The following is a 22,434-nucleotide window of genomic DNA, read 5'->3' on the forward strand; positions in this document are numbered from 1 at the left end:
GCCGATAGGTGGGAGAGTAGGTCGATGCCGAATTTAGAAGAGAGGGCGAGTTCAAAAGACTCGCTCTTTTTTATTTTGTCTCATTTTCAATTTTCAATTGTTTCATTACCTTTGTGTATTACAGTTTGTTTTTATGAGAATTCGGACCAATATAATATCGATAGGATTAATCTTGTTAGCTTTATTCATTGCCGCTATTTATTTAATAGGGGAAAAGATTAGTGACGTGGGGAACGATATGAATAATGCGAATGCACGAGAGGCTTGTCGATACCGGGCAGAATCTGTTGCGTATGAATTTAAGAAAACCGAAGAATTACAGCGATTGGCGAGAGAGTTTTTTGGGAAAAGTGAATCTTACCGGGAGCAGGATTTATTTTCGCTTTTGAAGACGATGCAACAATTGGACCCGAAATTAAGTAGAACTTGGTTTTTCAGGGGCACCAATGATTCTCTACGGTTGTTGGAACGGAATAGTTCCGAGTTACGTAAGATGAAACTTTCCGGGATCGAGTTAAAGTATATGTATACATTATTGGATTCACATGCGGATCACCATTTTAGTGGTACGTACCACGAGGATGGAAAGACTTACTGGACGACAATCGAGGCTATTGAACCGACAGCGACCCGACGTATTCTTTTTGGATTTGATATCTCGTTGACAGACTTACATTCATATTTTGCAGAGGTTACAGGAAAGGTGTCAAGTTACGTGTTTATTGTAAATGAACGGGGTATATTACTTTCGCATCCTGATGAAAATTTATTGGGAACCTCACCTTTCCAAAAAGAAGAGTTGGATTCCATCAAGGAGGTATTAAAAAGTCAGAGTGAATTGGAAATTATGATTCATTCTAATTTCTTGTCTTCACAGGTGCTTCGAATTTACTATCCCCTACTTGTCGGGAGTGAAAAGTGGGTGATTGCCGTTAACGTACCGCAGTATGGAAATCGGGAGATATTGGATGAATTTCATCGTTACACGGCGATGATTGCCTTGATTACGGTAGTTATATTCGCGATTTTGTTACTTTTTGCCCAGCATAAATGGCGTAAGGAATACCGCTTGCGGCGTAGTTTGGAACAGGAGTCGATGGAACTACATTTACAACAATTGAAAAATCAGATTAACCCTCACTTTTTGTTTAATTCCTTGAATTCCTTGAGTGTGTTGATTGGTTCGGATTCTACTTTGGCGAGGGAATTCGTGTTGAAGTTATCAAAGGTGTATCGCTATTTGCTGGAGACAAGAAACGAAAGCTTGTCCACGGTGAAGGAAGAGATCGAGTTTACCCGGCAATATTATTTTTTGCAGAAGATTCGTTTTGGGGATCAGTTGGATTTGTCCATAGATGTGAGACCGGATTGTTTGGAAGCAAAGATTCCTTCGATCAGTTTACAGATGTTAGTAGAGAACGCTATAAAACATAATCAGGTGACTTTACAAAATCCCTTGCATATTAAAATTTATGATCGGGATGAATGTTTAATCGTGGAGAATAATTACCAGCCCCGTGCAGAATCTAGCGAGGAGTCCATGGGCGTGGGTTTCGAACGTATTCAGGCCATTTATGACTTTTATTCTGGTGAGAAATTTGTATGTAATTGTGAAAATGGATGTTACGTTTGCCTGCTACCTCTTTTGAAAAATCGTTTATAACAAAAAAACGATGATTCACTCCTTTTTTTCGGGGTTTCACTCCCCTTTTATTTTTATTGATTGAAATCTGTCTTATCATTGTAAAGAATCAGTTAACCAGATAGATTTAATGAATAAAAGAAGTATGGTAAGAACAAAAACATTCATTTTAGGTGCGATAGCCCTTGTTGCCCTATCATTATTGTCTGAACCGGGATATTCTCTGGAAAGACGAAAGAAAAAACATGCCAAGGATACAACGGAAGTGTCCAAACCGGATGCTTACGGGGATTTGGTGAAAAAAGCCAAGATTACTGAAGGTATGGTAAAGATTTTAACGGTTGAGAATGATTACTATTTCGAGGTGGCTGATTCGTTGATGGGACGTGATCTTCTAATCGTTAATAAAGTGTCGGGAGTACCTTACGAGTTGAATGATGCAGGCTTGAATAGAGGAATGGAGTCGAATGACAAGCTCGTGCGTTTCTATAAAGATAAATCTATGAACAAGGTATGGGTGACAACTTACAATGGAAAGGTAAGCGTACCCGAAGGAGATGCGATCAGTGAATCAGTGAAAGCCAATTATCGCGAGTCCGTGATCGAGTATTTCCCGATCGAGGCTTACGGGAAGGATTCGACTTCCGTGGTTATCAAGGTGAACAAGATTTTTGATGGGAGCGAGAAAAGTTTTAATGATATATATAATGAGATTGCTTTAGGCGGTTCGGTAAAAAAGGACTTGTCGAAGATATTGGGCGTGAAGGTTTTCCCCAAGAATGTGGTGGTAAAGGCGTTAATGACGACGCAGGTGGTTGATGGCGGCGTGGCGGTGCCTCTTACGGTTGAAACGACAACGAATCTGGTGTTGTTGCCTAAGGTGCCTATGAAGCCACGTTTCGCCGACCCCCGTGTAGGCTTTTTTGCCACGGAGCATATTTATTTTACAGACGAGCAACAGCAAGTGGAAAAACGGGAATTCGTTCATCGTTGGAGATTGGAACCAAAACCGGAAGATATAGAGAAATATAAAAGAGGAGAGGTCGTAGAGCCTGTAAAACCGATCGTGTTTTATATAGATCCTTCTACCCCGAAACAGTGGAGAGAAGAGATTAAAGCAGGAGTTCGGGATTGGCAGGCCGCATTTGAGGCGGCAGGTTTTAAAAATGCTGTTGTCGCGAAGGATGCACCGGAAGGTGATGAAGATTTTGACATAGACGACATTCGTTATTCGGTCATCACCTACGCGGCATCCCAGCAGGCTAATGCTATGGGGCCGTCCGTGGTTGATCCCCGTTCAGGAGAGATTATCGAGGCTGACGTGGTTTGGTGGCATAACGTGATGTCATTATTACATACTTGGATGCGAGTACAGACAGCACCGATAGATCCGAGAGCCCGTGCAAATAAATTGAGCGACGAGCATATGGCCAGCGCTATCCGCTTTGTTTCTTCTCACGAGGTAGGGCATACTTTCGGGTTGAAACATAACATGGGTGCTTCTCATGCTTTCCCCGTGGATTCTTTGAGATCCCCGATCTTTACGGCAAAAATGGGTGGAACGGCAAGTTCTATCATGGATTATGCGCGTTTTAACTACGTGGCCCAACCGGGAGACGGGGTAAAGGAAATTACTCCTAAAATCGGGACGTATGACAAGTTCGCGATTAACTGGGCTTATCGTTGGCTAGACACGGAAACACCGCAAGAGGAGTTACCGATATTGAATGAATGGATTCAAGAGCATGAAGGTGACCCGATGTACTGGTATGGCGAGCAACAAGACCCGAAAGATCCGATCGATCCTCGTTCTCAGGATGAAGACCTTGGAGATGACATCGTGAAAGCCAATCGTTACGGGATTATGAATCTGAAACGGATTGTTCCGAATATTGTCGCTTGGACAGAGGAAGACGGAGAATCTTTCGCGGAGGCAGGAAAATTATTGATGGCGGTGATAAACCAATGGAAGATGTATGCCGGGCATGTTACGGCTAACGTGGGAGGTATTTATATTAATAACCCGGTGAAGGGAAGTCCGGAGGATCGGTATATCCCGGTGCCGAAAGAGATTCAGAAAGAGAGCGTGAAGTACTTGATTGAAGAGGTGTTTATTGTTCCAGAATGGTTGTTCGGTGCTGAGGTCTGGAAGAAGAGTTACCCGATCCAGATGGGCGTGGAATATTCTCCTTACACGGTTGCACGTGAGTTGCAGTACGCTACATTCTATAATCTGTTGAAGGACGAGCGTTTGTTGCGTATGTTTGATTCTGAAGCGACTTTAGGCCGGACAAAGAGTTACACACCGGAAGAGATGTTTGCGGATATTCATAACGTGATATTTGCTAGCAGTAAGGCTGGGCGTAACTTATCTATCTACGAGCGGATGACACAAAAGAATTTTATCGATGCGATCATCGTTAGCTCGAACAGGGCTGTGGAGAAAACGACCAAGAAAGCGTTGCATCATTCAAACACGTGTTGTTTTGCCTCTAAAGCCCCCGAATTTACGATTGAGCCTAGAGAAGAGGTGCAATTGAGGACCTTACACTTCTCTTCCATGGGTAGAGTTTCCGAGGCTGTATCGGTGAAGAGAGGCGAATTGTTGAAAATTTTAAAATTAGCGGAAAATAAACGAAACACGGGTAATGTAGAAACTCGTAATCATTACGAGGATTTGATTATCCGGATTAAAGAGGCGTTGAATATGAGATGATTTTACACCTTATAACATACAAATTAAATAAGTTAGCATGAAGAAAAGTTTATTATTGATTGCGTTATTATGTCCGCTTTGGCTGTTTGCCCAGAGCGAGAGCGACTATCGTACGATCAAAGGAGTCGTGATGGACTCCGTGACGAACGAGACTTTGATTGGAGCTACGGTAATGATTGACCCGGATGCGGCAGAGGCTAAGAATCTCGGCCCGAAGGGAACGATTACTGATTTTGACGGAAAGTTTGAATTGAAAGTGCCGAAAGCGGTGAAATATGTGGTGGTTAGTTTTGTTGGTTATAAAAATGTGAAACTGGACGTGACGAAAACCACGGAATTTAAGGTTATGCTGCAACCGGATCAGGAGCAGTTGACCGAGGTGGTGGTGACGGGTTACCAACAGATTGAGAAACGCAAAGTTACTTCAGCAATCCAGACTGTAAAAATGGATGATATTAAGCGAATTGGTGTTGCTAGTATTGATCAATTATTGGAAGGTCAAGTGGCAGGTATGACATCTATTCCTACGAATGGCGCTCCGGGAGCCCCGAACAAAATGCGTATTCGTAGTACGGTTTCCCTGACGGGAAGTACTGATCCTCTTTGGGTGTTGGATGGGATGATTTTGGAAGGGAATGATATTCCGGCAAATTTCAGTGATAAGGATAATATTGATAATCTTTATAATACTTCTATTGCAGGAGTGAATCCAGCGGATATAGAGGATATTACTATTTTGAAAGATGCTGCGGCAACGGCAATTTACGGGGCTCGTGCAGCCAATGGTGTTATTGTTGTAACCACTAAAAAAGGGAAAGCGGGAAAGATGCGTGTAAATGCATCCGGTTCTGTTTTTTATACGTTAAAGCCAGATTTAGATAAGTTGAATTTGATGAATGCTTCTGAGAAGGTAGATTTTGAGTTGGGGCTTGCTACCCAAAAAGATTTAACCTACCGGAGTGACTATGGAAGTGTTGCCCGTATTTTAAATAAATATGGACAGCTGGAAACATTGCAAAATAATGGCTTCGATGCTATTTCTATGGAGGCACAAAATGAGATCAATAAGTTGAGAAAGTCTGGTGTAGATTGGGGAGATGAAGTGTATCGTAACGCATTGAATCAACAGTATAATTTGAGTATATCAGGTGGAGGAGAGTTAGCAAATTATTATTTTTCTGCAGGATATTATAATGAAGAAGGAACCACTCGGGGAACTGGGTTCGAACGTTATAATATGACCATGAAGACGGATTTCAATTTGCTTGAAAATTTGAATGTTGGAGTGTCATTATTCTTGACGGACAGTAAACGTAAAAGCTATGTGACGGATACGGAGGCGTTTACAAATCCATCTAATTATACCAGAATGGTGAATCCATACTTGGAGGTGAAAGATGAGAACGGAGATTATATATATGATCCGGATATTTTGGACAATGATGGACGGAATTTAGAATTCAATTTTATAGAGGAAATGAAGAATACAAGTTATTCTTTGAAAAACAGATCTATAAAACCCATGATTACTTTGGACTATAAAGTTACTTCTTGGTTAAGGTTATTCTCTCAATTTTCAATGCAATTAGAAAATTCGAAAACGGAGAAAATAGCTAATAAAAACTCTTACTTTGTTCGGAAATATAAAGAAAAGTCCAAGTATACCTATCGGCCTTCAGATGGCTCTCCGAGTGAAACAAGATATTTTTTGCCTGATGGTGGAGTTATACAGTATTGGGACAATGACATGACTCAATATCAATGGAAATTGCAGGGAGAGTTTGCAAAATACTTTGGAGAGTTTCATTCTGTAAATGTGATGGCAGGTTTGGAAATGCGTGGAAATAAGACTACTAATGTTCATACGAAGGGATTTGGTTATGATCCTAATTCCTTAACTACGGAGACATTAGTTATTCCAGATAATACAAATTTTCAGAATGATGCGAATTTTGAACAATATAGTAAATCGTTCACGGAAGATAGATTTTTGTCATATTATATGACAGCATCTTATACCTATGATAATCGATATACCATGTTTGGGAGTTTACGTTATGACGGGTCCAATATGTTTGGGGTTGAACGGAAATATAAATATCTTCCGATATGGTCTATATCAGCAGCTTGGAATGCGGATAGAGAGGATTTCTTGCAAAATGCTGATTGGTTGACTAATCTGAAATTGCGTATTTCCTATGGAATTCAAGGAAATGTAGACAAGAACACTTCTCCTTTAGTAGTGGGAGAATGGGGAAACACTTCTGTATTACCGGGAGGTAGTGAGCCAAATATTGGAGTAACGAATCCTCCAAATCCATATTTGCGTTGGGAAAAAACAACAAACTGGAATGTGGGACTTGACATGGGTGTATTGAATAATCGTATCACGTTCTCTGTTGATGCTTATCACCGAGTTAGTTCTGATCTGATTGGAACCAGAGCTTTGCCGGGAGAGAATGGTTTTGACTATGCACCGATGAACTGGGCAAAAGTAACTAATAAAGGAGTTGAGTTCTCGTTATCAACGGTAAATGTTAAGACAAAAGACTTCCGTTGGGTGATGGATTTTAACATCGCTCATAACAAGAGTAAAATTAATAGTATAGAGACTCCAGATAATTCTTATCTGCCTTCCGGAGAAGGTTATTCTATCGGAGCACTCTTTGCATTAAAAACTGCAGGATTAGATGAGAATGGAATACCGATGTTTTGGAAGGACGGGCAGAAAGTATCATTCAGTGATTTTTATGGTTTGGAAGTGAACCATGACCTGTTTGGAGATGCTACTTTAAGTAGTAAATTATCCAATCAAGAGTATCGGGATTTGTTCACTTACGTGGGAACGAGTGAGCCAAAATTTACAGGAGGCTTGATTAATCGTTTTTATTATAAAAATTTTGATTTAACAATATCAGGTAGTTTTATCATAGATCAGACGGTTCAAGAAACACCCTTCTATGATCCTTCTCAAACTTCTCCGGGACAGAATTATTCCAAGAGAATGTTTGATGTTTGGTCTTCCTCCAATCCTAATGGGAAATATCCGGCATTGTTAGGTAAAACGATGGAAGACGGTAGTTTGAATATGGCTCAACAGTGGATTAGCTTGAAAGATCCGGGAAATTCATTTAGAAATTATGACATATGGTTTAAACAGATGAGTTATTTCCGAGTGAATAGTATCAGATTAGGCTATACTCTGCCTAGTGACATTGCGGAAAAATTACGATTGGCAAGTATGCGTGTAAGTTTGGAAACTCGTAATCCTTTTGTTATTGGAACTTCTTATAAAGGATACTTTGATCCGGAAACCTATGGAAGTATTTATGCTCAACCACTGGCAAAAACCTTTTCTTGTGGTTTAGACTTAACCTTTTAAAACTTGAAGATTATGAAGTTAATACATTATATAGTAATGATGACTGTGTTGTTTACATCTTGTAATTATTTGGATGTAGAACCAGTTGGAAAGGTAATTCCAGATGAAGTATCGGAATATCGGGCTCTATTGACAACGGCTTACAGTCGTTTTCCACAACATAAGAAATTACTGACAGTACGTGGGGATGAAGTGGGACCGGGAATGATTTCAATCACTTATGATGCATGGATTGATATTGTAACTTGGAATGACGAATCTCCTGATCCGGTAACTTATACATTCCCATGGACTCAAATGTACAATGTTATATTCTATGCTAACAGTGTTATTGAGGATGTTATGGATGCAGGGATTGATGATCGGACCGAGACTCGGGAACAATTGAAAGGAGAAGCTTTGTTATTACGGGCTTATGCTCATTTTGAATTATTGAATTTGTATGCTAAGCCATACGATGCCGCAACGGCTACTTCTGAAAGAGGTGTTCCACTTTATCTGACAATTGATATTAATCAGGAGTTTAAGCCTGTTTCAATAGAGAAAGTATACGAGCAAATCTTGTCAGATATAGAAGAGGGTGAGAAGTTAATGACTGTTGAGGAACAACCGGCCGAAACTCGTTATCGTTTTTCAAAGAAATCGGCTAAAGCATTAGAGGCAAGAGTACGTTTGTATCGAGGAGAGTGGGATAAGGCTTTAGCAGCAGCAAAGGAAATATTACCTTCTTGTTCTTTGGAAGACTTGACCGTAGATGGTTTTTCTGCTCCTTATTTGTATACCTCAAAGGAATCTATTCTTGCTTTAGAACAAACGGGTAATACAGAGATCACGGATGATATGGAGATGTTGTCTAATATTATGGATAAATATAATCAAAGTGAGGATTTACGAGTGAATTTGTATTATCGCGATGGGAGTGGCCCGAATAAATGCTATGATGCAAGTATGAAGATTACTTTCCGTAGTGCAGAGATCTACCTTATTGCAGCAGAAGCAGCAGCTCATATAAAAGAGAGTGTACCTGAGGCAAAGTCATACTTGAAAACATTGATTAAGACTCGTTTGTCGGCTAGCTATTATGCAGAACGTGAAGGAGAGATTGACGCAATGAGTCAAGATGAGTTAATTGCAGAAATTGCAGATGAAAGAGCTAGAGAGTTAGCGTTGGAAGGACATAGATGGTATGATTTACGTAGAACAACTCGACCTGAAATTGTAAAAACGTACTGGAATAAGAATTTTGAACAGGAGACTGTGACTTTACCTGCGAATAGTGCCAAATATACGTTGCCCTTCCCAACAGAGGCTATAACGAATAATCCGAACCTAAATGAGTGGGAAAAATAGTTATGTGGATTTATTTGAAATATAATCAAGGATAATTTGTATGTTACTAGGTTGATCTAGTAGTTGGAAGGCCGTGGGGGTGGTTCCCCCACGGCTATTTTATTGTTTCATGAATTATTTTCGTTATTTTTGTGAATACTGAAATGATGGATGAAAGAATCCGGAGAAAGTATTGATAAAAATAGCCTATGAATGCAATTATAATTGAAGATGAATATCTTGCAGCGGCAGAGTTGGAGCGATTGTTGGGAGAGGTAGCCCCGGAGATCACGATATTGACGAAACTGGATTCGGTGAGTGGGAGCGTGAAATGGCTGAAGAAGAATAAGGCCGATGTGATTTTTATGGATATTCATCTGGGGGACGGGCAGAGTTTTGATATTTTCGAGCAGGTGGAGATCACGGTACCGGTTATTTTTATCACGGCTTATGATGAATATGCGCTCAAGGCATTCAAATATCAGGGGATTGATTATATATTAAAACCTTTTGATAAAGAGGAATTACAGCAAGCATTGAATAAGTTGGAATCGCTTTCCCCGGTAAATGCTCCTTTCCCCGTGGCATCGTTGACCGTGTATCAGGAGCGTTTTCTGGTTACCGTGGGGACGAAGATGAAATCCGTGACGGTGGGGGATGTTGCCTATTTCATGGCGGACGGAAAGTATCTGGTACTTTTCACCCGTGACGGGCAAAATTATATTTTGGATCAAACGATCAGTGGTATAGAGACGAAATTGAATCCGGCACAGTTTTTCAAGATCAACAGGAAATTTATAATCAGCTATAATTCGATCAAGGAAATGGTGAAATACTCCAATAGTAGGATCAAAATCGTACTAACCCCGGCACCTCCTGTTGGAATTGAGGCAATCGTGAGTTCCGAAAGGATTCAAGAGTTTAAGCAATGGCTGAATCAATGAAGTAAAACTTATTTAGAATAAAAGTCTGATAAAAAAGCCGAAATCAGCCAAGCGAGGACAACTGATTGATAATGTGAGGTTAATATCCTTTGTTTGTCTGCTTCTTGCGCCATCGCTCATAACCTCTTGTAACTCAAAGTAAACTAATTTTGTAATCTGTAAAAACTTTGAGTTATGGCGCAGCGTAGCACATTCAAAATTCTGTTCTATTTGAAACGGAACAACATTAAGCCAGACGGAACAGTTCCGTTAATGGGAAGAATCACGATTGACAAAACAATCAATCAATTCAGTTGTAAAATGACCATACCGCCCAACCTTTGGGACACCAAAGCGGGACGGCTGACAGGCAAAAGTACCTTAGCAGTAAAAACAAACATTGCCTTAGACAAAATCCGAGTGGATATTAACCGCCACTATCAGGAAGTAATGCAGACTGACGGTTTTGTTACTGCCGATAAAGTAAAGAACGCTTATCTAGGATTAGGTGTAAAACAAGACACGTTCCTAACCTTGTTTGCTAAACACAACCAAGAGTTTTCCCGAAAGGTAGGATATAACAGAGCAAAAGGCACATATGCAAAATATTGTCTTTTATATCGTCATATAGAAAGTTATATCAAGCAGGAGTATAAGTGAGATGATATTTTTCTTAAAGAGCTGGATCTCGCTTTTATTAATGGCTTTGAACATTATTTGAGAACGGAAAGGGAGTTGTTCAACTAATACGATATGGTCATACATGATAGGTGTAAAGCATATTGTTTCTATTGCTCGCAATTCGGGACAGTTAGCTATTAATCCTTTTGCGGGTTATCTGATAAGTCCTGAAACCAAAGACAGGGGATTTCTGGACAAGGAAGAAATAAACTTGCTTGTCAATGCCAAGATGAAGAACGCCCAATATGAATTGGTAAGGGATTTGTTTGTTTTTTCAATTTTTACGGGGTTAAGTTATTCAGATGTAAAGAACTTGACGAAAAACCACCTTAAAACCTCGTTTTCATAAATTAGAATCTCTCGAAAAGCAGATTACCGAGAGGATATAATATAGGGCAGACCGAAAGGTCTGCTTTGTTTTTACGCTCTATATTGAAACCATAACATCAGATGCTATGATTCTTTCTATATTCCGTCAGCGACATACCTGTATGCCGCCGGAAGAAACGCCCCATGTACGACGTGTCCTCAAAATTCAACTGTTCAGCAATCATTTTCACAGGAAGGCTTGTAGTTTCCGCCAGTTTCTTTAGCTCCAGTATAACGTAAGCATCAATGATTTCCTTCGGAGATTCTTTCATATATTTTATCGTTATCGTCGAAAGATAATAAGGAGTGATGCATAATTCTCCGGCATAATAAGCCACATTACGATGTTTAGAAGCGTATTTGGCAACTAAATAAAAGAACTCTTGGAGTATTTTTTCACCACTCCCCACAAGTACCCTTTCGGGATTATCTTCTATCTTTTGTAGTTCGTAATGGATGGTCAGGTATAGACTTTCCAAATAATTCCTCATGATTGTACGGCTGTGTGGGTGAATATTCTCCTTTTCAAACCACTCCACCTGCTCTTGCCATGCCGACAACGTCCGGGCTTGTTCCGGATTGGTTTGCAATACCGGGTAAAGGTATAAGAGGTCGAAGAAAGTGATAGGCAGATTGTAGCTAACTTCACTCTCAAAAGGTTGGGACATCATACAGTAAAATACCGAAAAGTCTTCGGATACCCTTAAGAAAATAGCTATCATATCTAAGGAGAGGATCAGTATATCGTCTTTCCGGAAGAGATAGTTTTTGAAATAAATATTCACTACAGCCTGCCCGCTCCGGCATATAAACACTACGCTGCTATCGGCCAAATTCAGAGGACGATGAAGCATATTCTTCATGGTGGCCATGCCTGTTACATAGTATTTCTTTTCTTTCCGGAATGTAGGTTCTAATTGTATCATAGCCTGAAAATTGTAGCGTAAAAATAACATATTTCATTCATAAAACGATAGATACTTTCGAAAAGTACCCAAACTGTCGGCTTTATATACAGTATGCAAAAAGAGTATGTCCCTAATTTTGCAGACTAAAATAAATCTAATTTCTAATTCAATTACAAATAATAGTTTATGGTAAAAAGTATTTTCTCATTAGCGCTATGTTCTCTCATGTTTATGACAGCATGCAAACAGCAGGAGATTCCCGAAGAGCAGGTGGAATTTGCAACAACAGAAGTCAAAGTATCGGATGCAGAGATAAACGAATCTTATTCGGCCTCTATACGGGGACAGCAGGATGTGGAAATCTATCCGCAGGTATCCGGCACTATTTCCCAACTTAGAGTACAGGAAGGACAAAAAGTGCAGAAAGGAGAAGTACTCTTTGTCATAGATCAGGTTCCTTATCTAGCTGCCGTACAGACTGCAAACGCTAATGTCAATGCGGCTCAGGCCGAAGTTGAAACAGCTAAACTGCTTTACGACAGCAAGAAAATCCTTTTTGCCGAGAATGTAGTTTCCGAATTTGACCTGTCCACAGCAAAAAACAGTTTGGCAGTAGCAGAAGCTGCATTGGAGCAGGCAAAGGCACAGTTAACGGACGCAAAAAACAGCCTCTCCTACACAGAGATTAAAAGCCCGTCGGACGGCGTGGTCGGAACATTGCCCTACCGCTTGGGGGCGCTGGTCGATCCCTCGATGCCGCTACCACTGACGACCATATCCGACAATGCCCGGATGTTTGTCTATTTCTCCATGACGGAAAATCAAATCCGCTCTTTCATAAACCAACACGGTTCGCTTGAAGAAACCATCCGTTTGATGCCTCCGGTCAGGTTGCGACTGAACGACGGCTCTGTTTATGATACGGAGGGCAAAATAGAAAGTATAAGCGGAGTTATCAATCCGCAAACGGGAACGTTGTCCGTCAGAAGCGTTTTTCCGAACGAGAAGCGGGTGTTGTTCAGCGGAGGCGTGGGCAACGTGATCATTACACACGAGATCAACAATACGATAATCATTCCCCAGTCGGCCACTTATGAAGTGCAGGATAAGATTTTCGCTTATGCTGTGAAAGAGGGTAAGGTCACATCCAGATCGCTGGTTGTGGAAAAACTGAACGACGGGAACAACTATATCGTCAAAGCAGGGTTAGCTCCGGGCGATGTAATCGTTACGGAGGGTATTGGATTGTTGCGCGACGGCATGGAAATTACGGTAAAAGAGAATATTCAATAACAAAATCAAATTGACAATAGTATATGAATTTAAAATATTTCATTGACCGCCCCGTCCTTTCGGCAGTCATTTCAATAACCATTGTATTAATGGGGTTGGTGGCAATATTCTCCTTGCCTGTCGAACAATATCCCGATATTGCTCCCCCTACCATAAGCGTATCCGCCTACTATCCGGGGGCAAGTGCGGAGACGGCTCAGAAGGCCGTTGTAGTACCGCTCGAAGAAGCTATCAACGGCGTCGAGAATATGAACTACATTACATCTACGGCTGCTAATGGCGGAGACGTTTTTATTACCGTTTATTTCAAACAGGGAACCGATGCGGATATGGCCGCCGTGAATGTGCAAAACCGGGTTTCCACTGCATTAGGCGTGCTTCCGTCCGAAGTAGTACAGATCGGAGTTACTACCACGAAACAGCAAAACTCCGAGTTGAAAACAATTGCCCTGTACAGTCCCGACGATTCGTATGATATGCAATTCCTCAACAACTACATGAAAATCAATGTGGAGCCTCGCATCAAACGAATTGCAGGCGTTGGAAAGACCGAAGTGTTGGGGTCGAATTACAGTATGCGTATCTGGTTGAAGCCGGATGTAATGGCACAATACAAACTGATTCCGTCAGACATTACCTCTGTCTTGCAGCAACAAAATATAGAAGCTGCAACAGGTGCGTTTGGAGAAAACCACCCCAATGCGTTTCAATACACAATGAAATACAGGGGGCGTTATTCAACCCCTGAAGAGTTCGGCAATATCGTAGTCCGTGCATTACCGGGCGGTGAGGTATTGCACCTCCGGGAAGTGGCCGATATCCAATTGGGAGACGAGGCATATAGTTATAAATCAAGAATAAACAGTCATCCGGGTTCTGTAATGATTGTCTATCAGACCGCCGGCTCCAATGCTTCGAGCATTATCCAGGAGATTGACGACGTAATGGATGCAATAGCCGAAGACTTGCCCAAAGGAATAGGGTTTGTTACACTGATCGACACCAACGAATTCCTTTACGCATCTATTGAAGAAGTAATTAAATCCTTACTGTTGGCGATTGTCCTAGTTGTACTTGTGGTATATTTTTTCTTACAGGATATCCGGGCAACGCTGATTCCGACCGTGTCAATTATTGTTTCCATCATTGGTACATTCGCCTTTATGGCCGTAGCCGGATTCAGTATAAACCTGTTGACATTGTTCGCTTTGGTATTGGCAATCGGAACGGTAGTAGATGATGCCATTGTGGTGGTAGAAGCCGTACAAGCCCGTTTTGATGCCGGATATAGGTCTTCGCATAAGGCTGCAAGCGATGCCATGAAAGGAATTGCTTCGGCTATATTTACTTCCACCCTTATATTTATGGCCGTATTTATTCCCGTGTCGATGATGGGAGGAACTTCGGGGGCGTTCTACACCCAGTTCGGGATAACGATGGCCGTAGCGGTCGGCATTTCGGCTATCAATGCCTTTACACTTTCACCCGCCCTTTGCGCCTTGCTGATGAAACCATATAAAGACGAAAACGGCAATGAGAAAAACAACTTCGCGGCGCGTTTCCGCAAAGCATTTAATGCTTCGTTCACTGTCATATCAGGTAAATATACACGTGGAGTATTGTTATTCATTAAAAAGCGGTGGCTGATGTGGGGAACACTTGCCGTTTCGCTGGTGCTGTTGGTGTATTTTATGCGGACAACTCCTACCGGACTTATACCGGATGAAGACACCGGAACCATTATGGTGAGCCTGAACACCCCTTCAGGTACATCGTTGCACCGCACATCAGAAATCATGGACCAACTGGAAGAAAACTTTAAACAAATGCCCGAAATCGAATACTGCGCCGCCATACCCGGATTCTCCTTTACCGGCTCAGGACCTTCATACGGTATGTTTATGATTTCCCTCAAAGATTGGGGAGAACGCGAGAAATCCATCGTGGAAACGATCTACGAGATTTACTATGCCGCCGCGGATATTCCCGATGCGCAGATATTCGCCACCACACCGCCAATGATTGCCGGATACGGCATGAGCAACGGCTTTGACCTCTATGTTCAGGACAAAGCGGGAGGCGATGTAGAGAAGTTCAAGGAAGTAGCTGATGCGTTTATCGGCGAACTGAACAAGCGCCCTGAAATAGAAGGCATATATTCGCAGTTTGCCGTAGATTTTCCACAATATATGGTAGATGTAGATGCCGCCAAATGCGAACAGGCAGGCGTTACTCCGGCGGAAGTACTGGCGACTTTGGCCGACTATTACGGCGGAGGCTATATTTCTAATTTCAACCGTTTCTCCAAACTATACAGGGTAATGATACAGGCAAGCCCGGAATACCGTGTTACGCCCGAATCGCTCGACCGCATCTATGTGAGGGTCAGCGAAGATATGGCTCCCCTCAGCCAGTTTGTAACACTAACCAAGACCTACGGGCCGCAAGGCTTAGACCGTTTCAATCTCTATAACTCCATCACGCTTAATGGATCAGCCGCAATTGGTTACAGTTCGGGCGATGCCCTGCATGCGATTGAGGAGACAGCCCAGAAATTCCTTCCGAGAAATTATGGTTACGAATTTGGGGGCATATCGAGGGAAGAAAGCGGCACGAAGAACAATACAATCATCATTTTCGCTCTTTGCCTTGTATTGGTATATCTTATATTGAGCGCGTTGTATGAAAGCTTTTGGCTACCGCTGGCCATTGTTATATCCATTCCCTGCGGGCTTATGGGGAGTTTCTTTTTTGCTTGGCTCATTGGACTGGAAAACAATATCTATATGCAGACCGGATTGATAATGCTTATCGGTTTGCTCGCTAAAACAGCCATTCTTCTCACTGAATATGCTACCACGCGGCGACAGTCGGGGATGGGGTTGGTATCATCCGCCCTCAATGCGGCGAAAGTCCGCTTACGTCCCATTCTTATGACCGCTTTAACGATGATTTTTGGTCTGCTCCCGCTTTTATTCGCAACAGGTGTCGGTGCATACGGATCGTTCTCTCTGGCTACCGGAGCGGTCGGAGGTATGTTGGTCGGTACGGTCGTAATCCTGTTCCTTGTACCGGGGTTGTTCGTTGTATTCCAATATATACAGGAGAAATTCAAACCGATAGAAGTAACTACGAAAACCGATAAGTTATGAAACATATATTAATTATTATCCTTACAGCATTCCTGTTTACGGGCTGCGGAGTTTACAAACGATATTCGCGTCCCGAAATGAATACATCCGGCCTGTATGGAAGCGCCGAGACAGCCGACACGACCACGATTGCCTCACTAAGCTGGAAAGAACTCTTTGCCGATCCGTTACTGCAATCACTCATCGAAGAAGGACTGCAAAATAATACGGACTTAAAAATAGCCCGGCTCCGGGTAGAAGAAGCCGAAGCATCATTGTTTGCCGCAAAGCTGGCCTATCTCCCTTCGCTATCGTTGGAGCCACAGGGAAATATAAGCAGTTTCGACGGCAGTAAAGTATCAAAGACCTATAACCTTGCCGCCACGGCCAGTTGGGAGGTGGATATTTTTGGCAGAATAACCAATGCCAAACGGGGCGCAAAGGCTTATCATGAGCAAAGCAAAGCCTACGAACAGGCCGTGCAAACCACACTCGTTGCCACGATAGCCAACCTCTATTACTCGCTTCTCATGCTCGATGAGCAACGGGAGATCAGCCAAAAAACAACAGAGAGCCTGCGGCGCAACGTGGAGGTTCTGACTGTGCTGAAAAGAGCAGGACAGGCTAATGCCGCCCATGTAGCGCAAGCCGAAGCCAACCTGCTATCGGTCGAAGCATCCCTGCTGACGTTCCGGAAAGAAACGAACGAACTGGAAAACGCTTTGTCAAAATTATTAGGCAGAGCGCCGGAAGCCGCACAAAGAGGCCGCTTGCTGTCACAGAATTTCCCCGACCAGCTTGCGGTAGGAGTTCCTATCCAGTTGTTAAGCAACCGTCCGGACGTCCGCCATGCCGAATATACGCTTGCACAAGCATTTTATGCGACCAACGAAACCCGTTCCGCCTTTTATCCGAGTATTGTATTGGGAGGCTCGGCAGGATGGACGAACAGCGTAGGTGAAATGATTATCAATCCGGGCAAATGGCTGTTAAGCGCCGTCGGTTCATTGGTGCAGCCTGTTTTCAATCAAGGAGCAAATACCGCCCGCTTGAGAATCTCGAAGGCGCAGCAGGAACAAGCCCTTTTGTCTTTTCGGCAAATGCTGTTCGATGCGGGAGTAGAAGTAAACAATGCCCTCTGTCAATGGCAAACCGCCCGGCAGAAACAGGAATTGAACAAAGCGCAAATCCAAACCCTCCAATCGGCAGTAAGAAGCACACAGCTTCTTATGCAGCACGGAGATACCAACTATCTGGAAGTATTAATAGCGCAGCAAACGCTTTTGCAAGCCGAATTAGTGAACGCTTCGGATAAATTTGAAGAGATACAGGGGGTTATCAATCTGTATCATGCACTTGGGGGAGGACAATTTTAATAATTGGAGGATGTGCGATTGTAAAAAGGCAATAAAATACTATCTCCAAAGAGTAGTATTTTATACTAACCTAAAGACGTGCCAAAAGTTTCTTTTGACACGTCTCCCTATTGATTACCTAGTTGTTTAATCTGTTTAATTTCCCATAAAGACGATACCTACACTGATCGTGAAGTTTTGCATGGCTTCCACTTTCCCAGATTTGGTTCCGTAGGTGTATTTAGCCCCGATGTTGAATGCAAATTGGTCATTGACGGGGATAATGGTACCTATTTCGGGTGCGAAAGCGAATTGCCATCTTGCGTTCGTGGCAGTGAATTGTCCCAGATCGGTTTTTAGTTCTGTCCAACTGGTACCTAATCCGAGTCCTAGGTAAGGTCTGAACGTGGTGTTCTGATCTGTCAGCCAGTAACGTCCCATCACCATGATGGGTACCGTGTTGATGTAGCGGTATTGATAACCGGTGATCGTGTGAATATCTTTGCTACCTTTGAACAGGAAGTCTCCCGTTAATTTACCTTTGTCCTTGTAGAACGTGTTCCAACCGATCATACCCCCGATAGAGAATTTCTCGTTTAGGAAATGATGGTATTCAAGATCCATACCCCGGAAACTCATTTTGCCGGCATAGTCATTCATTTTTCCAAGTGGAACAGACATCTGGTAGTTTAAGTTCAGCATTTGTCCTTTTACTAATGGGCTAAGCCCGAATAGTATGAGCGATATAATTAATAACTTTCTCATAATCGTTTAAATTTAAAATTGACAATTAATGATCTATCCTACTATTTTTTCAAGTACGGTGACTGGATGAAACACTGGTCAATCGTCGATTCCATTCTGTCAATAATAGATTGTTTTGATCCTTGTAACAAACCGTCGGCGATACCGCTCCAGAGTACAGGAACTTTCTTGGTTGAGCTGGCTTCTTGGTTGGTTGCGATCATGTCAATCACGATGGAACCACTTCTGTAAGAGTATACCGTTACCGGGTACCACGGGTATGAAGGACCCCAGCCCGGACCCCATGTCGGACCCCAGATCCAGTTCCAGCCCGGATACCAACCCCAGTAGTTATACCAGTAGTCAGAGCCATAATAGTAGTTCACGTTAGAGAAAGCTGATACGGTGACAATGAAACTCGGTTGTTGATCCTCCTCGCTAGTCGGTTCGATGTACGAGTATCCGAGTTGGGTAAAATTGTCTTTTACCAGTTGTAAGATTTGGGCGTCGAACTCGTGGTTCGGAGTTTCTCCTTTTGCCACGAAATAAACAATAGTGTCGGGGAGCGAGAATGTGGTGTACTTGGTGAAGTCCGCATTTTTGTCATAATTCGTTATGGCAACGTCCATCTCCTCCACGTTGTCAGCGCCTCCGGGATAGCATGATACCAGAAACTGTGCAAACAGCCCGATGAATGATAAAAATAATAAACGTTTCATACTGTGTTAGTTTTAGTTTAACAATTGTTGCTAATATATTTATCTACAACGAGATAATCATTACAAGCGATGAATGTCAAGTTTTGCTCACTTGTGAGGTTGTATACGCCGACTTGAACGATAGGTTTCAGCTACACGATTATTTTTTTCGTGAACCTGTTCTGGGCTAATTCGGTAGTATGAATTTTTAGAGGCTATTCGGGTTCCGTGCTTAGGATAAGGCGGTAGTTGTGATCTTTGGCGATATTCATCACTTTCACGATTTGTTCCAGGGGAACAGATTTATCCGCTTGAAGGGAGATACACGGATCTTCCAATTCCCGCAGTTCTTCCACGAGCCGGCGCTCCAGCATGGAGAAAGGGATTACTTTTTCGTTCAGGTAGAACGTGTAGTTTTTGTCGATAGACACGACCGTGACAGGTTTGTCCGAAGTTTGATTCGTGCTTTTGGGTAATAATAATTTCAATGCGTTGGGATTGATCAACGTCGAGGATATCATGAAGAATAGCAACAATAGGAAGAATATGTCGGTCATGGACGACATGTTGAAATTCGGGTTGATCTTGCTTTTACGTTTTATTGCCATGACGAAATAATTGAAAATTGAGAATTGAAAATTATTTTTTGGGACGGAGGTATTCGATAAGTTCAGAGGAGTAGTGTTCCATGCGGAAAACGATTTTGTCAACACGGGCAACCAAAAAGTTGTAGGCCAATTGACCGATGATTCCGACGATCAACCCGGCCACGGTGGTGATCATGGCGGTGTAGATACCCCGGGAGAGAAGACCTATGTCGATGCTGTTTCCGGCCATGGACATATCGTAAAAAGATTGTACCATCCCGACCACGGTTCCCAAGAATCCGATCATGGGAGCGGTTCCGGCACAAGTGGCTAAGGTTGGAAGACCTCGTTCCAAGTTGGCGACCTCGTAATTGGCCGTGTCTTCCATGGCCTGGCGAATTTCTTGCGGGTCTTCGTTGCTTATTTTGATTCCCTTGGCGATAGTGTGTGCCAGTGGCGAGCCTTCTTTGTCACATTCTTCGAGCGCGACACGTGTGTTTCCGGTTTTCAAGGTTTCTTGTATTTTTTCCATGAAAGGGACATCCGTTAGCCCTGTTTTACGGATAAGCCAGAATCTTTCGCAAGCAATGTAGATAATGATAACAGACAATATAAATATGGGGATCATCAACCAGCCGCCCATTACGACCATATCCCATAGATTCATTCCAGCGTTGTTTGCGGGTGCAGTTTGCACTGCCAGTATAAAAGTTTTAATCATACTCGTTTTTTATAGTCGTGCGAAGATAATGTGGTTTTTACGAATTCACAAATTCGAGGGGAGAAAGTTTGTAAAGTCTATAAAGTTCATAAGGTTTGTAAAGTTAATAGAGGCCTTCGAACAATGTTTAGCGGCAGCTCTAGCTGCCATCGACAAAGCTACCGCTAAAGTTAACGGATGTTATGAACTTTTAGAACCGAAGGTTCAACTTTATAACTTTACAAACTAGAGGTGTGCCAAAAGTCTTTTGACACACCTCTTGCATTATCGGGATCTGATTTCCTTTCTCATGAAAGAACCATACGAGAGTGCGAAACAGATGACGGTGGCGGCAATCAGTCCCGTGAGTTGTGGCCAGACAACCATTAAACTTTGTCCCAGTGGTAGCGGGCTGGGGATTGCCCCATGAACCTGTTCCATGGTCAAGGGACCCAAGCTACGAACCGAGGGCATCAGTAGTGTTGTGGTTGCCTCGTTGAAGAGCATGCTTGGGGCAAAACGCAATAGGTTGAGCATGAATTTCTGGTAACTGATGACTTGGTAGGCGCTAGCCATGGCCGAGGGGCTGATGGCTTTACCGACCAAGTTGATAATCATGTTGTAAAAGACGCTGAAGAATAACCATACGGCCACGCATGCCAAAGCCGAGGTGGCGGCCTGTTTGAACTTTATCGAGAAGAAAATGGATAAGTTCAGCCAGAAGGCCACGTAAATAATACTAACCACTACAAAGGCTATAATACGCAAAAACTCTTCCGCTGTCGGCGGTATTCCTATCGCTATTAGCCCGAATCCCATAACCAGAAGTGCAAGGGCTAGTAACATGCTCCCGATGACGATCAAGGCTCCCACGAATTTGGCGTTGATCAGGTAATCCCGGTGAATGGGTTGGGACAGGATGCGACTAAGCGTTCCTTTACTTTGTTCGGAATTGATGGCATCAAACCCGAGCGCGATGCCCAATAACGGCCCGAGAAAGTTAATGAAGATCACGAACGAGGGCAGGGTGCCGTCGGATACGGTGAATAGTTTCAAAAACAAGAATGAACCGTCGGGATCATTGGGTTTGATGGCTGCCCCGATATTGGTTAATGCCGTGTAGAGGGAACCCATGCAAGTCAGCGCGATAATGGCTATCAGGATGATGAATTTCCAGCTTCTGACATGGTCGGCCACTTCTTTACGGACAATTACCCAGAACGGACTTTGTATTTTATTCATGGCTTTTTCCTCCTCCGAAATAACGGTTATACATATTTTCGAGCCCGTGTTCCTCGTTTTGTAACTCGTTGACGTTGACCTCTGCCAAGAGTTTACCTCCCCCGAACAGGCCTACCCGGTCGCAGATTTGCTGAACTTGATCCAGATGATGGGAAGAGAATAGTACGGTCAGCCCGTTTTCTTCTCTTAATTGCCGGATCAAATCCATGAATTCCTGAACCCCTGCCGGGTCAATACCGGATGTCGGTTCGTCAAGGATAATCACTTCCGGTTGCTTGATCAGCACATCCGCCAGTCCGAGACGTTGGCGCATACCCCGGGAGTATTTCCCGGCTTTCTTCTGTGTGTCAACCGGTAGCCCTACCCGTTCGAGTAATTCCTCGGCCTTGTTTTTTGCATCCGCTTCCGGGATCCGGTTCAGGCGGGCCGTGTACAACAGGTTCTCGATACCTGTCATGTCATCATAGAATCCGACGTCTTCCGGCAGGTAACCCACCTTTTCCCGTACTTGTATCGGGTTCCGGGTTGAATTGATCCCGCAGACCTGTACCGTTCCGGAAGTCGGGTCCGTCAATCCGAGCATCATTAGGATTGTCGTGGATTTACCGGCCCCGTTCGGGCCGAGAATCCCGAATATTTCCCCTTTTTGGACGGCGAGATTTATGTGGTCAACAGCGGTGAATTTCCCGTACTTTTTCGTCAGTTCATGAAGTTCGATGATAGGCTCGCTCATG

General features: G+C 43.0%; 15 protein-coding genes and 1 pseudogene. 9 read left to right on the forward strand and 7 right to left on the reverse strand.

The features are described 5' to 3' along the window. Positions 1-133 precede the first annotated feature (133 nt). The 6 genes and pseudogenes from QVC79_RS15755 to QVC79_RS15780 all read left to right on the forward strand — a co-directional run. Complete coding sequence (locus QVC79_RS15755) at positions 134-1,663, forward strand: sensor histidine kinase (protein WP_270595393.1); 1,530 nt, start codon at positions 134-136, stop codon at positions 1,661-1,663. A gap of 124 nt (positions 1,664-1,787) precedes the next feature. Next, on the forward strand, positions 1,788-4,358 hold the full coding sequence (locus QVC79_RS15760; RefSeq protein WP_270595394.1) for a zinc-dependent metalloprotease: 2,571 nt from the start codon (positions 1,788-1,790) through the stop codon (positions 4,356-4,358). 37 nt (positions 4,359-4,395) lie between these two features. After that, positions 4,396-7,740: a SusC/RagA family TonB-linked outer membrane protein gene (locus QVC79_RS15765; protein WP_270595395.1), complete on the forward strand. Its 3,345-nt coding sequence runs from the start codon at positions 4,396-4,398 to the stop codon at positions 7,738-7,740. Positions 7,741-7,752: 12 nt separating this feature from the next. After that, positions 7,753-9,090, forward strand: coding sequence for a RagB/SusD family nutrient uptake outer membrane protein (locus QVC79_RS15770; protein WP_270595396.1), 1,338 nt, complete (start codon positions 7,753-7,755; stop codon positions 9,088-9,090). 188 nt (positions 9,091-9,278) lie between these two features. Further along, complete coding sequence (locus QVC79_RS15775) at positions 9,279-10,013, forward strand: LytR/AlgR family response regulator transcription factor (RefSeq protein WP_270595397.1); 735 nt, start codon at positions 9,279-9,281, stop codon at positions 10,011-10,013. Between the two features lie 174 nt (positions 10,014-10,187). Continuing rightward, a pseudogene (locus QVC79_RS15780) lies at positions 10,188-11,016 on the forward strand (phage integrase SAM-like domain and Arm DNA-binding domain-containing protein); the annotation flags it as partial. Between the two features lie 103 nt (positions 11,017-11,119). Here QVC79_RS15780 and QVC79_RS15785 read toward each other — a convergent pair. Then, positions 11,120-11,968, reverse strand: coding sequence for an AraC family transcriptional regulator (locus QVC79_RS15785; RefSeq protein WP_270595398.1), 849 nt, complete (start codon positions 11,966-11,968; stop codon positions 11,120-11,122). Positions 11,969-12,136: 168 nt separating this feature from the next. Between QVC79_RS15785 and QVC79_RS15790 the strand changes: the two genes are divergently transcribed. Genes QVC79_RS15790 through QVC79_RS15800 form a run of 3 tightly spaced genes read left to right on the forward strand, consistent with a single transcriptional unit; the run spans position 12,137 to position 17,750 of the window. Then, positions 12,137-13,243 (forward strand): efflux RND transporter periplasmic adaptor subunit, encoded by a 1,107-nt coding sequence (locus QVC79_RS15790; protein WP_287642517.1) that lies wholly within the window; start codon positions 12,137-12,139, stop codon positions 13,241-13,243. 23 nt (positions 13,244-13,266) lie between these two features. Then, the gene (locus QVC79_RS15795; protein ID WP_270595400.1) at positions 13,267-16,395 is read left to right on the forward strand and encodes an efflux RND transporter permease subunit; all 3,129 of its coding nucleotides are present in this window, start codon (positions 13,267-13,269) and stop codon (positions 16,393-16,395) included. After that, the gene (locus tag QVC79_RS15800) at positions 16,392-17,750 is read left to right on the forward strand and encodes an efflux transporter outer membrane subunit (protein ID WP_270595401.1); all 1,359 of its coding nucleotides are present in this window, start codon (positions 16,392-16,394) and stop codon (positions 17,748-17,750) included. The genes QVC79_RS15795 and QVC79_RS15800 overlap by 4 nt, the downstream gene beginning before the upstream one ends. 135 nt (positions 17,751-17,885) lie before the next feature. On the opposite strand, the gene QVC79_RS15805 is transcribed toward QVC79_RS15800, so the two are convergent. The 6 genes from QVC79_RS15805 to QVC79_RS15830 form a co-directional block, all read right to left on the reverse strand. Further along, complete coding sequence (locus QVC79_RS15805; protein ID WP_117721399.1) at positions 17,886-18,494, reverse strand: outer membrane beta-barrel protein; 609 nt, start codon at positions 18,492-18,494, stop codon at positions 17,886-17,888. Positions 18,495-18,535: 41 nt separating this feature from the next. Further along, positions 18,536-19,192, reverse strand: coding sequence for a DUF4136 domain-containing protein (locus QVC79_RS15810; RefSeq protein ID WP_270595402.1), 657 nt, complete (start codon positions 19,190-19,192; stop codon positions 18,536-18,538). A gap of 194 nt (positions 19,193-19,386) precedes the next feature. Beyond that, positions 19,387-19,779 carry an ExbD/TolR family protein gene (locus QVC79_RS15815; protein WP_027201730.1) on the reverse strand — a complete coding sequence of 131 codons (393 nt, stop codon included), beginning with the start codon at positions 19,777-19,779 and terminating at the stop codon, positions 19,387-19,389. A 31-nt stretch (positions 19,780-19,810) separates the two neighbouring features. Beyond that, the gene (locus tag QVC79_RS15820) at positions 19,811-20,479 is read right to left on the reverse strand and encodes a MotA/TolQ/ExbB proton channel family protein (RefSeq protein WP_270595403.1); all 669 of its coding nucleotides are present in this window, start codon (positions 20,477-20,479) and stop codon (positions 19,811-19,813) included. A gap of 264 nt (positions 20,480-20,743) precedes the next feature. Further along, on the reverse strand, positions 20,744-21,700 hold the full coding sequence (locus tag QVC79_RS15825) for an ABC transporter permease (protein WP_087422533.1): 957 nt from the start codon (positions 21,698-21,700) through the stop codon (positions 20,744-20,746). Beyond that, a complete protein-coding gene (locus QVC79_RS15830) occupies positions 21,693-22,433 on the reverse strand; it encodes an ABC transporter ATP-binding protein (RefSeq protein ID WP_270595404.1) in 741 nt (246 codons plus the stop codon). Before QVC79_RS15830 ends, QVC79_RS15825 begins: the two co-directional genes overlap by 8 nt. Between the last annotated feature and the right edge of the window lies 1 nt (position 22,434).

Origin of the sequence: Butyricimonas sp. (genome assembly GCF_019423355.1) — a bacterium.
Taxonomy (GTDB): Bacteria; Bacteroidota; Bacteroidia; order Bacteroidales; family Marinifilaceae; genus Butyricimonas; species Butyricimonas faecihominis.